The sequence below is a fragment of the Desulfoluna sp. CYM3A genome (assembly GCF_056829965.1).
On sequence record NZ_CP186556.1, the window covers coordinates 4,820,696 to 4,838,420 of the forward strand.

At 59.2% G+C, this 17,725-nt stretch carries 15 protein-coding genes and 4 pseudogenes; 13 read left to right on the forward strand and 6 right to left on the reverse strand.

The window, feature by feature from the left end; genetic code table 11:
* Positions 1-37 precede the first annotated feature (37 nt).
* Positions 38-586, reverse strand: a complete 549-nt coding sequence (locus ACOYW1_RS24425; RefSeq protein ID WP_482420112.1) for a flavodoxin family protein — start codon at positions 584-586, stop codon at positions 38-40.
* 534 nt (positions 587-1,120) lie between these two features.
* Between ACOYW1_RS24425 and ACOYW1_RS24430 the strand changes: the two genes are divergently transcribed.
* On the forward strand, positions 1,121-2,341 hold the full coding sequence (locus ACOYW1_RS24430) for a sigma-54 interaction domain-containing protein (RefSeq protein ID WP_482420113.1): 1,221 nt from the start codon (positions 1,121-1,123) through the stop codon (positions 2,339-2,341).
* Between the two features lie 257 nt (positions 2,342-2,598).
* Here ACOYW1_RS24430 and ACOYW1_RS24435 read toward each other — a convergent pair whose 3' ends face one another.
* On the reverse strand, positions 2,599-3,471 hold the full coding sequence (locus tag ACOYW1_RS24435; RefSeq protein WP_482420114.1) for a transposase: 873 nt from the start codon (positions 3,469-3,471) through the stop codon (positions 2,599-2,601).
* A 356-nt stretch (positions 3,472-3,827) separates the two neighbouring features.
* Here ACOYW1_RS24435 and ACOYW1_RS24440 point away from each other — a divergent pair.
* Positions 3,828-5,054, forward strand: a pseudogene (locus ACOYW1_RS24440) (AMP-dependent synthetase/ligase); the annotation flags it as partial.
* Positions 5,055-5,236: 182 nt separating this feature from the next.
* Positions 5,237-5,608, forward strand: coding sequence for a hypothetical protein (locus tag ACOYW1_RS24445; RefSeq protein WP_482423812.1), 372 nt, complete (start codon positions 5,237-5,239; stop codon positions 5,606-5,608).
* Between the two features lie 437 nt (positions 5,609-6,045).
* Here ACOYW1_RS24445 and ACOYW1_RS24450 read toward each other — a convergent pair whose 3' ends face one another.
* The 3 genes from ACOYW1_RS24450 to ACOYW1_RS24460 all read right to left on the reverse strand — a co-directional run bounded on the left by ACOYW1_RS24450 (position 6,046) and on the right by ACOYW1_RS24460 (position 8,790).
* Positions 6,046-6,717, reverse strand: a complete 672-nt coding sequence (locus ACOYW1_RS24450; RefSeq protein ID WP_482420115.1) for an NAD(P)/FAD-dependent oxidoreductase — start codon at positions 6,715-6,717, stop codon at positions 6,046-6,048.
* A gap of 433 nt (positions 6,718-7,150) precedes the next feature.
* Positions 7,151-7,324 carry a hypothetical protein gene (locus ACOYW1_RS24455; protein WP_482418182.1) on the reverse strand — a complete coding sequence of 58 codons (174 nt, stop codon included), beginning with the start codon at positions 7,322-7,324 and terminating at the stop codon, positions 7,151-7,153.
* Between the two features lie 266 nt (positions 7,325-7,590).
* Positions 7,591-8,790: a multidrug effflux MFS transporter gene (locus ACOYW1_RS24460; protein WP_482420116.1), complete on the reverse strand. Its 1,200-nt coding sequence runs from the start codon at positions 8,788-8,790 to the stop codon at positions 7,591-7,593.
* Positions 8,791-9,207: 417 nt separating this feature from the next.
* Here ACOYW1_RS24460 and ACOYW1_RS24465 point away from each other — a divergent pair, with 417 nt between their 5' ends.
* The 5 genes and pseudogenes from ACOYW1_RS24465 (at position 9,208) to ACOYW1_RS24485 (ending at position 12,720) form a co-directional block, all read left to right on the forward strand.
* On the forward strand, positions 9,208-9,603 hold the full coding sequence (locus ACOYW1_RS24465) for a hypothetical protein (RefSeq protein ID WP_482420117.1): 396 nt from the start codon (positions 9,208-9,210) through the stop codon (positions 9,601-9,603).
* A 287-nt stretch (positions 9,604-9,890) separates the two neighbouring features.
* Positions 9,891-9,950: pseudogene (locus ACOYW1_RS24470) on the forward strand (hypothetical protein); the annotation flags it as partial.
* A 122-nt stretch (positions 9,951-10,072) separates the two neighbouring features.
* The gene (locus ACOYW1_RS24475; protein ID WP_482420118.1) at positions 10,073-11,584 is read left to right on the forward strand and encodes a U32 family peptidase; all 1,512 of its coding nucleotides are present in this window, start codon (positions 10,073-10,075) and stop codon (positions 11,582-11,584) included.
* A gap of 549 nt (positions 11,585-12,133) precedes the next feature.
* Positions 12,134-12,565, forward strand: a pseudogene (gene amrA / locus ACOYW1_RS24480) (AmmeMemoRadiSam system protein A); the annotation flags it as partial.
* Positions 12,565-12,720, forward strand: a complete 156-nt coding sequence (locus tag ACOYW1_RS24485) for an AMMECR1 domain-containing protein (protein WP_482423813.1) — start codon at positions 12,565-12,567, stop codon at positions 12,718-12,720. The pseudogene amrA and the gene ACOYW1_RS24485, both read left to right, overlap by 1 nt.
* Here ACOYW1_RS24485 and ACOYW1_RS24490 read toward each other — a convergent pair.
* Positions 12,689-13,591 (reverse strand): alpha/beta fold hydrolase, encoded by a 903-nt coding sequence (locus ACOYW1_RS24490; protein WP_482420119.1) that lies wholly within the window; start codon positions 13,589-13,591, stop codon positions 12,689-12,691. The two genes, ACOYW1_RS24485 and ACOYW1_RS24490, sit on opposite strands and share 32 nt — an antisense overlap.
* Positions 13,592-13,689: 98 nt before the next feature.
* On the opposite strand from ACOYW1_RS24490, the gene ACOYW1_RS24495 reads away from it, so the two are divergent.
* From ACOYW1_RS24495 to ACOYW1_RS24515, 5 genes and pseudogenes are all read left to right on the forward strand, one after another.
* Complete coding sequence (locus tag ACOYW1_RS24495) at positions 13,690-13,812, forward strand: hypothetical protein (protein ID WP_482420120.1); 123 nt, start codon at positions 13,690-13,692, stop codon at positions 13,810-13,812.
* A complete protein-coding gene (locus ACOYW1_RS24500; protein WP_482420121.1) occupies positions 13,812-14,579 on the forward strand; it encodes a glycyl-radical enzyme activating protein in 768 nt (255 codons plus the stop codon). The genes ACOYW1_RS24495 and ACOYW1_RS24500 overlap by 1 nt, the downstream gene beginning before the upstream one ends.
* A 442-nt stretch (positions 14,580-15,021) precedes the next feature.
* Positions 15,022-15,273 (forward strand): hypothetical protein, encoded by a 252-nt coding sequence (locus ACOYW1_RS24505; protein WP_482420122.1) that lies wholly within the window; start codon positions 15,022-15,024, stop codon positions 15,271-15,273.
* Positions 15,227-16,471: pseudogene (locus tag ACOYW1_RS24510) on the forward strand (pyruvate formate lyase family protein). The gene ACOYW1_RS24505 and the pseudogene ACOYW1_RS24510 overlap by 47 nt, the downstream one beginning before the upstream one ends.
* Complete coding sequence (locus ACOYW1_RS24515; protein ID WP_482420123.1) at positions 16,438-17,394, forward strand: pyruvate formate lyase family protein; 957 nt, start codon at positions 16,438-16,440, stop codon at positions 17,392-17,394. Before ACOYW1_RS24510 ends, ACOYW1_RS24515 begins: the two are co-directional and overlap by 34 nt.
* Positions 17,395-17,725 lie beyond the last annotated feature (331 nt).

Below are 17,725 nucleotides of genomic sequence, written 5' to 3' on the forward strand. Positions count from 1 at the left end.
GCAGGGACAGGCTCCGCCGATGCCCCTGCCTGTAAGTTCATGCACACCAGGCGCTCAATGAGTCCACGAGGCCTCCCACCTTGTGCTCGACAACGGTCAGGTCGGCGCCATTGGGCCGGTCCTCAATATTTCCCAGACGGCCGTTCCGGTTGATCTCCTTGTTGTGGTGGTGCCTTCCCACCACAAGCCACTGATCCAGGGCGGCGTAGCCCAGATGCTCAAGAAAGGAGTTAAGCCACATGGTCATGGGCAGGGCCTCCTTCTCACCGATGTGGGGCCCGGCAAAGGTCCCGAAACTGACGCCGAATTTCCCGGGCAACAGGGGAGACGAGGGCTTGACCGCGCCTTGCCTTGCGTAGGCCTTCATTTTCCGTTTCACAAAATCCATCAGGGGTTTGGTTGGCAACCAGTCGATGACAGGGGACCCGATAAAGACCAGGTCGTAATCAAACATCTCGATATCAAGGTCTTTGTCCACCTTGACCAGGTCAGTGGCCATGGCCCGGGCCCCAAGGGCTTTTTCAATGGTCTCGGCGACGAGGGCGGTGTTGCCCCCCATGGAATCGTAGAGGATAAGGGATTTCATCGGTATCTCCTTTGCGATGCGCTAAACGACAATCAGAATCAATAACCACACCAGCTCTTTGTTCCCCATGGCACATTGCAACGCATGTGCCACATAAGGGGACAGGTTCTTTATTCTTGAATTCAAAACAGAATAGGTTTCGGCGAAGTTTGCCTGGAAACAAGGCTGATATACACTGTGATAAAAGCGCCTGAACCGACACAATAACTATCAGGTTATTACTTGAGTGATTCGTTGGGGGACAGGTTTAAAAAACACAGAACAAAGCACTGCAAAAAAACTATCTTCTGTGGAAAGGAGCTGAGAAAAGCATAGGTTTACGTTAACTCCCAACAAGACAATCGTTAACCCACCGCCAAAAACCGTTAACTCGATTTTCCCAGAGTAACCAAAACAATGGGAATTCCTTGCATGAAGCCATGCCAAAGCGTACCATGTGGGTTAACGTTTGGGCCTGCCGGGCACTCTGCGATCCCCACATGAACAGCCCGGTCTCCTTTCCATCTCTTTTCTGCCAGAACCAGGAGCGTTGACGTGAAGACTTTACTCCGCGAAATGAACGACCACCCGGCCTTGAAACAGATCATCGACACCATCGCCGACGGGGTATTCACCCTGGACATCACCGGACACATCACCTTCTGGAGCAAATCCATGGAGCAGATCACCGGCTTTTCCGCGGATGAGGCCATCGGCAAAACCTGCGGGACCCTGAAGATCTCCAACTGCCTCGGTGTCCTGGGAACCGGAGACCCCACCCGCTGCGGCATTCTGGAAGGAAACATCACCGGTGCCCGGGAGTGTTTTCTCAAGCACAAAGCCGGCCACGACATCCCGGCCATCAAAAACGCCACTGCGGTCAAAGATGAAACCGGAAAGGTGATCGGGATCGTGGAGGCCATCACAGATCTCACAAAACTGGAAAAGGCCCGGACGACCTTAGAGGAGGCCACCAGACGACTTGGGGATCGCCACCGGCTGGACCGGATCATCGGAAAGAGCGACTGCATGCAGGCGGTGTTCATGGCCATCAAGGCCACGGCGGCAAGCCAGGCCACCATCCTGATCCAGGGGGAGAGCGGCACCGGTAAAGAGCTGGTGGCAGGGGCGATCCACTACAACTCCGAACGGGCCAGAGGGCCCTTTGTCATCGTCAACTGCTCGGCCCTGTCGGAATCCCTTCTGGAGAGCGAGCTCTTCGGCCACGCCAAAGGTGCCTTTACAGGGGCCTCCGCCGACCGCGTCGGTCGTCTGGAGAAAGCAAACCACGGCACGGTGTTCCTCGACGAAATCGGCGAGCTGAGCCCCCTGGTGCAGGTCAAGCTCCTCAGGGTCCTTCAGGAACGCACCATCGAGCGCATCGGGGAGTCCCGGCAGCGAAGTCTGGACATCCGGGTCATCACCGCAACCCACCGGAACCTGTATGCCCTTGTGAAAGAGGGAAAATTCAGGGAGGACCTCTACTACCGCCTTAAGGTCTTCCCCATCGGCGTCCCCCCGTTGCGGGAGAGAAAAACCGACATCCCCCTGCTGGTGCGACATTTCTGTCACCGATTGAACGCCGAAACGGACAAAAACATCCAAAAGATATCCCCCACGGCCATGCAGCGGCTCCTGGACCACCACTGGCCGGGCAATGTGCGGGAACTGGAAAATGCCATCGAGCATGCCTTTGTGCTGTGCAACGCCCGCACCATCCTCCCGGACCACCTACCCCTGGAATCGAGGACACTTACCAGATCAGCACTGCCGTAGAACCACCCCTCCCTTCCGGCCCCTGACCCGGGACTGCTGACAGCTCGCCTCCATGGAGCCCCAACGGAACAAGGCCGAGGCCGCACGAGCGACGTCGACCGCCGTCTGGAAGCAACGAATGAAACGATGGGGGATCCCATACCACCAACCCTGATTCACTGATTCTAAAAAGAAATTTTAAAGGGGACAGGTTATTTTTTCCACGCCATCAAAATTCGTACTGGGCGTATTGTGTGCGGCCCCTGGGTAGTGGCGACTCAGGAGGTACCCGCAAGCCGTTTCAAAGAGAACAACCCCTCAATGCCTTCGACGGCTTCAGGAATTTTCTCCCGTCTTGTCTGATAACGGCCCTTGAACAGGCCGTAGGTTGTTTCCACAAACGCGCGAGAACCAATGATCCCCGAATCCGTAAAGTACCGGGACCGACACATAAGCCGGGCAGCCTGAGGCAACTTAAAGCCCGTGGAGGTCTCTTTATCAAGGATCCTTTGTGAAATTTTAGCCTTACCTCTCTTTTCTATGGCCCCCATGTGATACAGAAACTCGCGGTAGCTTTGAAGTTGCGCTGCAGGGTCAGCGCCCCCGAACTCAGGGGTCCCCAGCTCTGATGAAAGAAACCCCTCCCGGTTTCCGGTTTGCATCCGGTACCCGATGGAACACCACCTGTATGCCTCCGGTCGCTTGACGATCCCTGCGCGCACGGCGTTCAAATCGATATACGCCAGGCAATTGGTCAGCGCATTCCCCTCCTGGACAATGACGCTTTTGAACCGCTCGCCCCACAAGGTTCCTTTTCGCTTCTTCCGTTTGTTGTAAAAGATAGAAAAGGTCTGCTTGATGTCTTTGATGTATGCAGACAGGCTGGTAAACCGTTTCCGGAATTCGCCCAATTGCGCTTCCGGGAAACCGGTGCCCTCACCGTAGAGAAGATGATAACGCCGCACCACCTCCTCGTCGGAGACCATCTCACCAGGCGTCACCACCACGAGGAGATGAAAATGCGACCCCATGATGGCGTAACCCACAACATCCACGGCATATACCGCCGAATAACGCTGGATAATTCGCACCAGTTCATCTTTCTCAACTTGTTTGAAGGGAAGCCCGTCCAGAGCAGTTCTGCTGATCACATGATATGCAACCTTTTGGCCGGGGTCCGTTACGACCATACGAGGAATCCGAGGCATCGCGTTCTCCTTTCTGGCCATTCACAATGTTTACAAAGCAAGATTAAATAGAAATGAATTAGAGGATGTTACCAGCCCGACAACTTTCGCATGCAACACCTTAGAAAGTCCAGAAAAAATAACCTGTCCCCGGCATTTGGAAGTTATCGGGGCCTTGATCCTTTGCCCTGTTTGATATAATCATGTTCTACCAATAAAACGATGATTACATCACTTATCAAAGAAGAGGCAGCCCCATGACATCGAACCATCCCGCTGAGTTCCAGGCTTTCCTTCAGCAAGAGCAACACATCGCCCGAATGATCCGAAGACGCATCCCCAGATATGGCACCAAAGTGGCCTTGAAGGACAGGGCCGACGGGCCCTGGGAATCGGTGACCTGGGAAGAGATGGGCAAAATGGCCGACAGCCTGGGCAGGGCGCTCATCTCCTGCGGCGTCAAGGTGGGGGACCGGGTGGGAATTTTTTCACAAAACCGTGCGGCCTGGACCCTGGCCGACCTGGCGATCCTCTCCGTCAGAGGGGTAACAGTGCCTGTCTACCCCACCAACTCGGCGGATGAAACGGCCTACATCGTGAAAGACGCGGGCATCAAAGTCCTCTTTGTCAACGACCAGGAGCAATACGACAAGGCCCTTGAAGTGCAGAAACAAAACCAGGGCCTTGAGGTTCTTGTGGCTTTCTCTGCCTCTGTACAGCTCAAAGAGGGCACCCAAAGCTTCTCGTTTGCCGAGTTTATCGCCCTTGACCACCAAGAAGACGCCGAAAAAGAGCACGAAAAACGTCTGGAGGAAGCCGCCGCCTCGGATCTCTACACCCTGATATACACCTCCGGCACCACGGGCCCGCCCAAAGGAGCCATGCTCACCCATGAGAATATCCTCGCATCCCTGTATGGCACGGGGTACCCCATGCCCGTGGAACCCACCGACGTCTCCTTTGCTTTTCTCCCCCTGAGCCACGTCTTCGAAAGGAGCTGGACCTGGTTCATGCTCTCCCGGGGAGCCGAAAACCACTACTGCCACGACACCCACCAGGTAAAGGAGTTCTTTGCCGAGGTGAGGCCCCACTACATGGTGAGCGTCCCCAGGGTCTGGGAAAAAATCTACGGCACCATTCAGGACGGCGTGCAAAAGGCCCCCAACCTCAGGAAAAACCTCTTCCACTGGGCCATACGGACCGGTGGTGAATATCACAGGATCACCAACGCCAAGGGGCAGCCCGATCGATTCCTCACCCTGAAGTACGCCCTGGCAGACCGTCTGGTCCTTTCGAAAATCCGGGAGGTGGTGGGAGGGCGCGCCAAATTCTTCCACGCCGGTGGAGCCGCCCTGAACCCGGAGATCAACCAGTTCTTTGTCAACGCAGGCATCCGCCTGGGGGTGGGCTATGGCCTGACGGAGATCTTTCCCATCTGCGTCTGCACCCCGGAAGACATCGGTTTCGGCACCAGTGGCAAGCCCATCCCCCTCATGCAGGTCCGCATTGCCGAAGACGGAGAGCTCCAGGCCAAGAGTCCGTCCCTTATGAAAGGCTACACCAACAACCCCGAAGTATCAGTGAGGGCCCCACCCGGGACGAGTGGTTCAAGACCGGAGACATCGGCGAGATCACGGACAAAGGCTACATCCGGGTCACCGACCGCATCAAAGAGATCCTCATCACCGCCGGGGGCAAAAACATCTCTCCCCAAACCATCGAAACCGCCATCAAAGAGGATCTCTACGTGGAACAGGCCGTGGCCGTGGGTGACGGCAAGCCCTACATCTCGGCCCTTGTGGTCCCCTCCTTCCCCATGCTTGACGCCCTTGCCGATATCCTGGGACTCCAGGGGCTCTCCCGAAAAGAGCTTGTGGCCCACCCGGAGGTCATCGGCTTCTACAGGGAACGCATCGACCACCACACCCGACACCTTGGACGCGTGGAAAAAATCAAGCGGTTCACCCTCCTTCCCGCCGAATTGACCCAGGCCGCCGGAGAACTTACACCCACCTCCAAACTCAAGCGAAAAGTCATCCTGCAGCGCTATGCCGACACCATTGAGGCTATGTACGCAGAGCCCCGCCTGAAGGCATCGTAACCAGAAAGCCTCCGGCGGCGAGGTGAGCCACCTCGAAAGCTCATTGCCATTGCGATTTGCCCTTCGTTCCTAAGGAAAAATCGCAATGGCCTTCGACTCGGGCTGCGCCCGACATGAACGTTGAGGGCTTGTGCGGGCTGGCTCACAAGCTTTGACGTAACAGGGTACGTCGTCAACGTGCCCATTATGGATTGAACCGCACGGCCTCCGACAGCAAGGGGAGCACCCTCAAAAGCTGCATGCCGCCCCCCCCGTTCCACGCACTTAATCGCGGCGACATGCCCATTGAGAGTGTCCGTATCGTTTGTTTCAACCCAAGAAACTGGCACGTTTAAAAAGGGCCCTACCCCATAAAAAACCATAAAAAAAACCCTTTCCCCGCAAGCGGGGAAAGGGTTTTTTACATCCTGAAAGATGTCTGGAAAGGTGCGGTCAGCTTAGGCGGCTGCCTTTTCACCGGCCACCGCGGCCTTGACAACGTCCAGGCCGATGCGGTCGATCATGCGGCCCATACGCTCGGCCTTCTTGGCGTTCTCTTTGTAGTATTCGATGAGGCGATCGAACATGGCCAGAGCCTCCTCGGTATCGAGGTCCTCGGCGATGATATCTGCCAGGCGCGGGCGGCCCGTGCCCACACCACCGGCCATGAGGGTCCAGCCATCTTTGGTTCCGGCCAGGGAGGCGTCCTTGATGCAGTTTTCCGCACACTGGTTCTTGCAGCCCGACACACTCATCTTGGTTTTGCTGGGCAGCTCCATGCCGTGGTACTTCTCATCCAGGGCCATACCGATGGTCAACGCATCCTGCTTGGCCATGGCGCAGAAGGTGGTGCCGGGACAGGCCTTGACGCTTCGTACCACCTTGCCCACGGCCTGGCCGGGGACCATGGCCAGGTCGTCCCAGGCCTTGGGCACGTCGTCCTCTTTGAGGCCCACGATGGCGATACGGGCGGCGCTGGTGATCTTCAGGGCTGCGGCATCGTACTTTTCTGAGACATCGGCAATCTTCCTGAGGGTGTCGGGGGTGACCACTCCGCAGGGTACGTGGGGAACCACGGCATAGGTCTCTTTGTCTCTCTGGCGAACAATGGAATTCTTCTGGTTTGTCATGAAAGGTATCCCTATATTATGGACTTAAATCAGTTGGGGTATGAAATAATATCGGCAGGGCAATCGGATGCCATCCGGCTGCGTCATCGAAGAGCGTCACGGTCCCTGCCCCACCCGGTATCTGTATCCAGATGAAGCTCCTGCCAGGGAAACCGGGATCTCTCCACGGAAAATCTATCCTGCCTGTTGCAACGGCCTCGCTCAAACTGCGAATGGGTGCCTCGCGGTCCCGCATCACGGGGTGCGCCACTGCCCGGGCATGGGCCTGTGCCCCGCAAAAAGCCCCGATGTCCAGTGGATCAACGAGGCCCGGCGCTTTGATCATGACACGACATCACGGATCAAAGGGGTTTTATATAATTTTGCTTGAAAAATCAAACGTCATGGTTGGATAAACGGCTGGGCCGGGAGGACATTCTCCCGTCCGCAGGCATCACCTGCCTACAGCCTCGGCACTTGCCTGGCGCAGGATGCGGTTTACCACATGGGCAATGATGGCCTCTTCACCGGGCTCGATGGAGTCGCTTACAGCGGCAACCACAGCTTCCAGGGTCACCTCTTCCAGGGATTCTTCATATCGGGTCGTTCGTGATTCGATGGCGTTCATGCCTCACCTCCGTATATGGGGTTAATGATGCGTTGTACCATCGAGAAATATGCAGAATGCGTGCCAAACAAAAACAAAAAGACAATAACCGCTGTTTTTAGGGCATTGCGTGCCACTTCCCTGCCCCGTTCTTACCGTCCCATCGGGACATCATGCAGACATGTCTCATAAAATTGCGACACTGTGTAAAGAAAAACCATCACCCACGCCGCACCGATACACTTTGCCCCACTCTGCCCCGCAACCCGTATAAAAAAGACACACCCTCACCCCAGGCGCCCCACCCGCCGTCGCAGCACCCCGAGGGCCCCGAAGGCGCACAGGGCGCTCACGCACATCACCCAGGCCAGGGGGCGCAGGCTGCCGTCGTGGAAATGGCTCACGGTGATACCGGCCACCGCGCCCCCCAGGCAGTTGACCACCCCCATGAGGGCATGGGCGGTGCCGCTTTTTTCCGGAAAATACTGCAGGTTCCCGGACACGGTGTTCCCCATGACAAGGCCCAGGGAGCCGATAAAAAAAAGATTCAGCCCCACCGTCACCCAGAGAACGGGAACAAAAAAGGTGGCCTGGATGGCCAGGGCCGTTCCGCACACCACCTGCAAAAGGATCCCGCAGGTCAAAAGGTCCATGGGATGAACCCACCGGACCAGGCGCGCGTTGAGACGGGCCAAAAGGATCACCACCCCCACCCCTGAGCTGAAAAGAACAGGAAACAGCTCCTTGGACACATGAAAATACCCCATGTACATGAAGGCTGACTCCGTTAAAAACGCATACAGCCCCCCGCAACCAAAGGTGTGTACCAGCATGAAAAGAGGCGAGACAGGGTGAAGGAGGACACCGGCATACTGACGCGCCACAGCCCTGGGACTCATGGCCTCGGTATGCGGGGCAGGGTGCCCCTCCCCGGGGTAATGCCGGGTCAACACAGCCATGAGAAACAGGGCGTAGCCGCAGAGAAAAAGGAAAATGGCGTGCCAGGAGAATCCGGCGAGAAGGGCCGTGCCCACGGCCGGGGCCACCAGGGGCGCTCCCATGGTGACGGACTGGACCAGGGACATCATGCGCGCCCCCTCCCTGCCCTCGTAAAGATCCCGCACCGTTGCCCCTGCCACCACCGTGGCAAACCCGCCCCCCACGGCCTGGAGGGTACGAAGGGCCAGGAGCTGCCAGACGCTCTTTGAAAAGATCAGCAGAAAGCTGGCCGCCAGGAAAAACGAAAGCCCCATGAGAGCCACCCGCCTGCGCCCCAGGCGATCGGACAGCGGCCCGCCGAACAGCTGCCCCAGGGCATACCCGATAAAAAAAGTGCTGATGGAAAGCTCCACCTTGTGAATGGGGGCCGACAGGGCCCGGGCCATGGTGGGGATGGCAGGGATATAGGTGTCGATGGAAAAAGCGGCAATGGCGGACAGGGCCGCCAGGGTCATCACGGTCCGTGTGGGGGAATGTGTCTGTTGCATCACCCCTCCTTAGTCGTGATCTCCCGTGCAGTCAAGGACCTATGGCGCTCTGCACCATGTTTCCAGGTCACGAGTCTGCTCAAACAGGCTCTCCGCCTTCAAGGTGGGGCACCTGGAAACCCTTTGGCGAAGGCACGGAGGCTATCGCTTTACACACGCTTTCGGGGCACTCGCGTGATGTGTGACACATGGCAACCGGTGTTGCAGAAAAGGCCTGTGCCACTCGTCTGGACATGCCATGGCAGGCCGTTGGAATTCGTCTGACTTTAACCGGGAAAACCCCACGAAAACGGGACACCCACCGGGCACAGGGTTAGCGCATTTAGATTTTTGCCTCCGGCGGCCCTGCCGGGGCCAAACTTTTGAAACGTTTGACAAACAGGTTTTGTTTTTTGAGGATGCGTCCCAGAGAAGGGTATGACCCTCTTTCTTTTTAATTTATCAAGGCGCTTATCTTTGGCACCTCTCTGCGGGGCTGAAGATAAGCGCCTTGATCACCGGAACGTTTTTGCGGAGCTTTTTTCAAAAAGCGACCCGCCGAAGGCAACTGATTTATTAAATGCGATGACCCTGCCACCGGGCATCGAATCTGTTTACTTTACCTTCAAATTTGATATCTTGGTGACTGTTGTGTTCCCCCATGGTGGTGGCCACAAAAAATTCACGGCACACCCCGGTCTCCCCTGCTGTCATACCGAAACACCCATATTCCGGATGCATGCACCCGCCGGCAGCGCCGCTACGCCTCATCGGCCCTTTTTTCACCGGCCTGGGGCGTTTTCATTGCGGGGACAAAACCGCCGCGAACCATAAGACAACATAAGGAGTCACACCATGCCGGAAAACGGCATTGCCCATACCCCCCCGAAAATCCTGGCCCCCGCGGCAAGGCTACAAACGCTTTTCTGGCTGCCCTGGCCGCCGAGCCGTACTGCGGCCTGAAGAGCTTCTCCGCCCGCATGGAGGCCGACAACTTCGCCATGGAAGAGCTGGGTGCCCTGACCCGCCTGGCCCACCAGAAAAACGCCGAAGTGTACGTCACCATGAACACCATGCTCAAGGAGCACGAGCTGGAGCGCGCCCTGAGCCAGCTGGAAAAAATGGCCCGCATCGTCAACCCCGATGCCATCATCTTTGCGGACCCGGCCATTCCGGCCCTGGCCGAAGCCGCCGGGTTCAAAGGGGAACTTCACCTCTCCACCCTGGCCAACGTCTCCAGGGTTTTTCAGAGGCCATCGAAGCCACAGGCGCCAACCGCATCGTCCTGCCCCGTGAGCTCAACGTGGAAGAGATCAAAGCCGCTGCCGAGGCCGTGCCCAAAGGCGTGGACCTGGAGGTCTTCATCCACGGCGCCCTGTGCTACGGGGTGTCGGGGCGCTGCTACTGGAGCAGCTACATGGGCGGCAAAAGCGGCCTGAGGGGGCGGTGCGTCCAGCCCTGCAGGCGGGTCTACAAGCAGGGGCACAAAAACGAGCGTTTCTTCTCCTGCCAGGATCTCTCCCTGGACACCCTGGTCAAGGTGCTCCTGGACATCCCCCAGGTCACCACCTGGAAAATCGAGGGCCGCAAAAAAGGCCCCCACTACGTCTACTACACCACCCTGGCCTACAAGATGCTGCGGGACAACGGCAAGGATCCCAAGACCAAGAAAAACGCCCAGGCCCTCCTGGAGCTGGCCCTGGGACGTTCCGGCACCCACTACAACTTCCTGCCCCACCGCCCCTACAACCCAGTGGACGTCAAGGCCCAGACCGGCTCCGGCCTCATGCTCGGCAGGCTCCAGGGCTCCTTTAAAGCCCCCTGGTTCAGCCCCAGGGAGCCCCTGCTCCCCGGCGACCTCCTGCGCATCGGCTACGAAGACGAACGGGGCCACCTCATCCGCCGCGTCAAAGCCAGCGTCCCCAAAAAAGGGAAGTTCCACATCGCGCCCCAGAAAGAGCGCATCCCCCCCAAGGGAACCCCGGTCTTTCTCATCGACCGCCGGGAAAAAGGGCTCAAAGACGCCATCGCCGAGCTGGCCAGAACGACCGCTCTCCCGGCCGGTGACCGCCACCACGGCGCGGCTCCCAAGGTGATGCGCCACAGGCCGAAAAAAGCGCCCCGCGCCACCACCCTCTACCTCTTCCGGGAGGACAGGCACGGCCCCAAAAACACGGAAAAGGCCACCTGGGTCTCGGAAAAAGCAGTGCCCAAAACCCGCAAAGGGGGCGTGGGCAACCGCTGGTGGTGGCTCTCCCCCGTCATCTGGCCCGATGAAGAGAAGGAGTACGCGGCCCTGGTCCGGCGCCTCATCAACTTCGGCGCCAAACACTTTGTCCTGGGCGCCCCCTGGCAGATGGCCCTCTTTCCCGAGGCCAAACGAAAAGGGCTCCACCTCTGGGCGGGCCCCTTTTGCAACATCGCCAACGCCCTGGCAGCAGAATCCCTGAAACAGCGCGGGTTCACAGGGGTCATGGCCTCACCGGAGCTCTCACGGGAAGATTTCAGGGACCTGGCCAAGGCCTCTGCACCCACTTCCTCGGGCGTGGTGGTGGCCGGGTACTACCCCCTGACCCTCGCCCGGACCCTGACACCGGACCTCAACCCCCACGACGCCTTTGCCAGCCCCAAAGGCGAAGAGTCCTGGGTGGCCAAACACGGGGAGAACCACTGGCTCTCCCCAACTGGAGGGTGGACATCACGGACAAGTCCGCAGAACTCAAGTCTGGCTGGTACCATGCACGAGCCCATTCCCAAAGGCGTAAAGCTCAAAAAACGCCCCGGAGAGTGGAACTGGAACATCCGGCTGCTTTAGGAAAAAATGCCTCCGGCAGAGCTGCCGGAGGCATATAAACCAGCTCGGTATCTGTTCTGCTGTCGTTTGCCTCCGGCGGGTCGCTTTTTTGAAAAAAAGCTCCGCAAAAAACGTTCCTGATGCTTGCGAATGTGCCTGGATTGTTTCGGCGGAGCCTTGAAATGATGGTTTAAAACCTGTTTGTCAAACTTTTCAAACGTTTGGCCCCCGGCAGGGCCGCCGGAGGCATAAGCTGAATCGTTACCTTATTTTTAGTCATCACCCATGATGCTGAACTGGAGACACCCATGGACTGCACCCTGGAAAAAAACCGCGCCAACTGCCCCTGTCCTACGACTGCGACAAAAAAGGCGCCTGCTGCCAGTGCGTCAGCGGCCACGCCACCGGGGCAAAAACCAGCTTCACCACCTGTTCTTTTCCCCCGGAGGCACAAGACCTTTGACCGAAGCTATGCGCACTTTGCACGACTCGTTGCTGAAGGCACCGCCTGAGGTATCGAGGCGCACCCCGTAACCCATTGCCTGTTCCCCCCGCATATGAGGAGGCCCCATGACCGACCACGGCAGCCCGCACCTCGACCGACACCAGGGCACGGCCCTGCTCAAGCTGGCCCGCAAGACCCTGGCCGAAGCCCTTCGGATTCCCTGGGACACAGCGGACGAAGAACCAAACATCGACCACCCGTCCCTTGAGCGCAGGCAGGCCACCTTCGTGACCCTCACCCGCCAGGGGCTTCTCCGGGGATGCATCGGCACCCTTTTGCCCGTCACCACCCTCCGGGAGTCGGTCCGGGAAAACACCTATGCCGCGGCCTTTCGCGATCAGCGCTTCAACCCGGTGGAGGCCGGGGAATTCGATGAGCTCCACATTGAGCTGAGCCTCCTCACCGAGCCGGAGCCCCTGGAGTTCACGACCCCGGAAACCCTGCTCACGTGCCTTCGCACCGGCCTTGACGGGGTCCTCATAAAAAAAGGCGGCGCGTGGAAAAGTACTTTTTCTTCCCCAGGTATGGGACCAGATTCCAGGCCGAGGCGTTTCTTTCCCAGCTTTGCCTCAAGGCCGGCCTCTCCAGAACAGCCTGGCGGGAGCCCGGCCTTGACGTCTTTACGTATCAGGTTCAGCACTTTCACGAGTAGCGGCATCCTCAAGCACCCGCTCCAGGGAGTCGACAATGGTCTCGGGGCAGTCCTCCTGTAGATAGTGGGAGGCGTTGTCCACCCGTACGGTGAAGATATCCGGGAAATAGGTCCGCCATCGGTAAATATACTTGTTGCTGCCGAAGGCGGGGTCCTTCATGGCCCAGACCATCTCCTTGGGCACCCCCCTCAGGAGCTTCAACCGCTTCTCGATGGAAGCCAGCCAGTCACCGGACTTTCGAATCTGGTGGGGAAACTCGGCGGTGCCCCTTCGGTACTCGTAGGTGGAAAAAGGAGAGAGATAGGCTGCGATCACGTCGGGGTCGTGCTTGGACGGCCCGGCAATGCCCCAGGGAACCACCTTGCGGGCAAACACATTGTGCTTCTGGTGCATCCACTCCCTGAAGGGCCCCCCCATCACCCAGGAAAACGCCCTGGCGTTCATAGGGGCCGGCCAGCACCAGGTGTTCAGCAAGAGCATCCCCGCCACCTTCTCCGGAGCCTCCACCCCGATGGAGAGCCCGATGGGCCCGCCCCAGTCCTGCATCACCAGCACATAACGATCCAGCTTGAGGTGTCCAAGAAGCGCCTTGACCCACCCGGCGTGCTCCCTGGGGGTGTAGCCGTACCCTTTGGGATGGTCCGAGAACCCGAAGCCCGGATAATCCGGGGCAATGCACCGACACCGCCCCCGCAGCTTGCGGATCACCTTTCGGTAGAGAAAGGACCAGGTAGGGTTACCGTGAAGCATCACCACAGGCACCCCCTCTCCCTCGTCCACATAGTGCATGCACGCCCCGTTCCACTCATACCAGTGGGACTCGAACGGATAAAGCACATCATCCACCTCAAAACGGCGTACCCCAGGCATAGGCCCTCCTGATTGTCGGTGAAGAGACATTGACGGTTCCCATTTTCAAATCGTTGTATTAACATACCCTTTTCTTTTCAGAAAAGGAATACCAGGCCATGGGAATCACCGGAACCCTCTTCGATATCAAACCCTTTGCCGTCCACGACGGACCGGGCACTCAGCAGCCTTCAAAGGCTGCCCCTTGCGATGCGCCTGGTGCCACAACCCGGAAGGCCTGATGCCCTCGATCCATCTTCTGGTCCGGCCCGATCGCTGCATCGGCTGCGGGGAGTGCCGCACAGCCTGCCCGGACCAGACGCCCACCCCGGAGACCTCCCTGGCCCCCGCTTGCCGGGTCTGCGGAGCCTGCGTGACGGCCTGCCCGGCCGAAGCCAGGGAGCTTGTGGGCCGCACGGCAACCGTGGATGACGTCATGGAGCGCCTCCTCAAAGACCGCCCCTTCTACGAAGAGTCCGGAGGCGGGGTCACCTTTTCCGGGGGCGAGCCCCTGGCCCAGCCCCACTTTCTCCTGGCCCTCCTGTCCGCCTGCGCCAAAGAGAGCCTTCACACAGCCGTGGACACCTCGGGCCACGCCCCGCGGGCCGTGGTGGCCGATGTGGCGACCAGGGCCGACCTGGTCCTCTGCGACCTCAAGCACATGGATCCCGAAACACACCGCCGCCTCACCGGGGTGCCCAACCAGCGCACCCTCGCCAACCTCAGGTACCTGGCAGGCACCGGAACACCCCTTGCCGTGAGGATTCCCCTGGTGCCGGGTATCACCGACGGCGAGGAGAACCTGAACGAGACGGGCCGGTTTTTAAGCGGTTTGGACAACCCGCCCCCCGTGCACCTGCTGCCCTACCACAGCTACCAGACAAGCAAATACACCCTTCTCACCCTCCCCTATCCCCTGGAAGGGAGAGACATCGCCCCTGCCCGGTCACCTGTGGAAGCCGCCGCACGCCTGGAAAGCATGGGGCTCACGGTGAATGTCGGGGGGTAAGGGAGGTGGCACATGCCAATACGCCTTCTATGGTTAACGGGAGTGGAACAAGCAGGCCTCCGGCGGCCAGGTGGGGGCACCTGGAAACCCTATGGCGAATGCATGAAGGCAGCCATAATGCCATCGGTCTCGGAGCATTCGCGTGATGTGTGATATGTGGCAACCGTTTTCGCAGGAGAGGCCCATTAAATTGACAGGGTTAACGCATTTAGATTTTTGCCTCCGGCGGCCCTGCCGGGGGCCAGAACTTTTGAAACGTTAGACAAACAGATTTTGTTTTTTGAGGATGCGTCCCTACAGGGCATAGCCCCTCTTATTTCTTCATTACCGAAAAGTTTTTGCGGAGCTTTTTTCAAAAAGCGACCCGCCGGAGGCTTTTTGGTTTCATTGTACCAACCAAACGATTGCGGGAAGGAAATCCCCCCATCATGGAGACCACTGTATGACACCGCGCGTCCGGAGACTCAAAGCTGAAAGTGTTGCCGCCACCCCGTCCATCTCCATTGAGCGGGCCCTTCTTGTCACGGAGTTCTACAAGCAGGAGGCGGGCAGGCACAGGCGCCCCCGGGCGGCGGTGATGCGGGCGACAAAACTTTGCCCATCTCTGCGAGCATCAGACCCTGTACCTGGGCGACGGGGAGCTCATCGTGGGGGAGCGGGGACCGGCACCCAAGGCGGTCTCAACGTTTCCTGAGCTCACCTGCCACACGGCCGAGGACCTGCGCATCTTAAATGACCGGCCCATGGCGCGATACCGGGTGGCCCCCGAGGACATCGCCGCCTATGAACGGGAGGTGATCCCCTACTGGACCGGCCGCAGCCTGCGGGACCGCCTCTTTGCCCACGTGCCCGAGGCGTGGACAAGGGCTTACGAGGCAGGCCTCTTCACCGAGTTCATGGAGCAGCGGGCCCCGGGCCACACCGCCCTGGACGGCCTCATTTACGAAAAAGGCCTCCTTGCGATCTGCCACGACATCCAGGAGTCCTTAGAGACCTTAAACTACCTCACCGACCCGGAGGCAGCAGACAAGGCCGAGGAGCTCAGGGCCATGGCCATTGCCTGCACGGCCTCCATCCGTTTTGCCGAGCGCCACGCCGAGCTGGTAGAGACCCTTGCCGCAGACACCGAAGAGGCAGATCGCCGGGCAGAGCTCCGGGAAATCGCCCGCATCTGCCGCAAGGTCCCGGCCCATGCCCCGTAGACCTTCCACGAAGCCCTTCAGATGTACTGGTTCGTGCACCTGGGCACCATCACCGAACTCAACGGCTGGGACGCCATGAGCCCCGGCCACCTGGACCAGCACCTGGCGCCCTTTTACGAAAAAGAGCTGCGCCAGGGCTCCCTCACCCGGGAGGAAGCCAAAGAGCTCCTCTGCTGCTTCTGGATCAAGTTCAACAACCAGCCCGCCCCGCCCAAGGTGGGGGTGACGGCCCTGGAGAGCGGTACCTACAACGATTTTACCAACATCAACATCGGCGGCCTGACAAAAGAGGGGCAAGACGGCTCCAGCGAGGTCTCGCACCTGCTTCTGGAGGTGGCCGCCGAGCTGGCCCTGCTCCAGCCCCAGTGCAACGTCCAGGTGAGCCATCGCACCCCCCATCGCCTGCTCAAGGCTGCTGCACGGGTCATCAAAAAAGGACTCGGCTACCCCTCCCTGTTCAACGCCGATGCCGTGATCATGGAACAGGTGCGGGCCGGAAAATCCGTTGAAGACGCCCGGGAAGGCGGCACCAGCGGCTGCATCGAGACCGGCGCCTTCGGAAAAGAGGCCTACATTCTCACCGGGTACCTGAACGTCCCGAAGATCCGCTGCGATGACCCTGGACAACGGGATGGATCCCCTCGCCGGGGGTGCAGGTGGGTCCCGCCACCGGCAATGCCGCCTCACTGACCTCCTTCGATGCCCTCTACCGCGCCTTTGAGACCCAGCTCAAGGCCGTGGTGGACATCAAGGTAGCCGTCAACAACACCATCGAGCGCATGGTGGCCCTGTACGCACCGGCCCCTTTTCTCTCCTCGGTGATCCGCGACTGCGTGAAAAACGGCAAAGACTATTACAACGGCGGACCCCGCTACAACACCACCTACATCCAGTGCTGCGGAATCGGCACAGTCACCGACAGCTTCTCGGCCCTGAAGGTCCACGTGTATGAGGGCACCCGCAGCCTGTCCGATCTGGTGGAGGCCCTCAACGCCGACTTCCAAGGGAGCGAGGCCCTGCGACTCACCCTCAAAAACAAAACCCCCTTCTTCGGAAACGACGACGACCGGGCCGACGACCTCATGAAGCGGGTCTACGCCTCCCTCTTCAACGCCATCGACGGGCGGCCCAACACCAAAGAGGGGCGCTACCACCTCAACATGCTCTCCACCACCTGCCACGTCTACTTCGGCAAGATGCTCGGGGCCACCCCCAACGGACGGCAGGCACACCAGCCCGCCTCCGACGGCACCTCCCCCTCCCACGGCGCGGACAAAAACGGCCCCACGGCCGTCATGAAGTCCCTTGCCAAAATGGACCAGGTCAAGTCCGGGGGGACCCTGCTCAACATGCGCTTCATGCCCCGGCTCCTGGAGAGCGACACCGACCTCGAAAACCTCGCTCGACTGGTCCGCACCTACTTCGGGCTGGGGGGGCACCACGTGCAGTTCAACATCGTGGACACGCACACCCTTGAGGAGGCGCGAAAGCACCCGGAAGATCACCGCGACCTCCTGGTGCGGGTGGCAGGCTACAGCGACTACTTCGTGGACCTCGACGACGACCACCAGCGGGAGATCATCGCCCGCACCCCCCACGACGCCTGGGGATAAATGTCAAGGTGGGTTGAAAAATCAGGACTTCGGCGGCGAGGCGAGCCACCTCGAAAGCTGATTGCCTTTGCGCTTGGTCCCTCGTTCCTCGGGCCAAAGCGCAAAGGCCTTCTACTGCGAATTTTACGGACTGGGTCAGATAAGCGATTTAATTACCGGAAAGTTTTCGCGGAGCTTTTTTCAAAAAGCGACCCGCCGGAGGCAACTCGATTTTTAAATGCGTTGGCCCTGCGACCCCGGGCGTCCCCCCTTGACCCGCCCCCCTGATCCAGCTAAAATATTACAAATACAGGCAGGTATTGGGAATCCTCGTCCCACCCACTACCCCTTG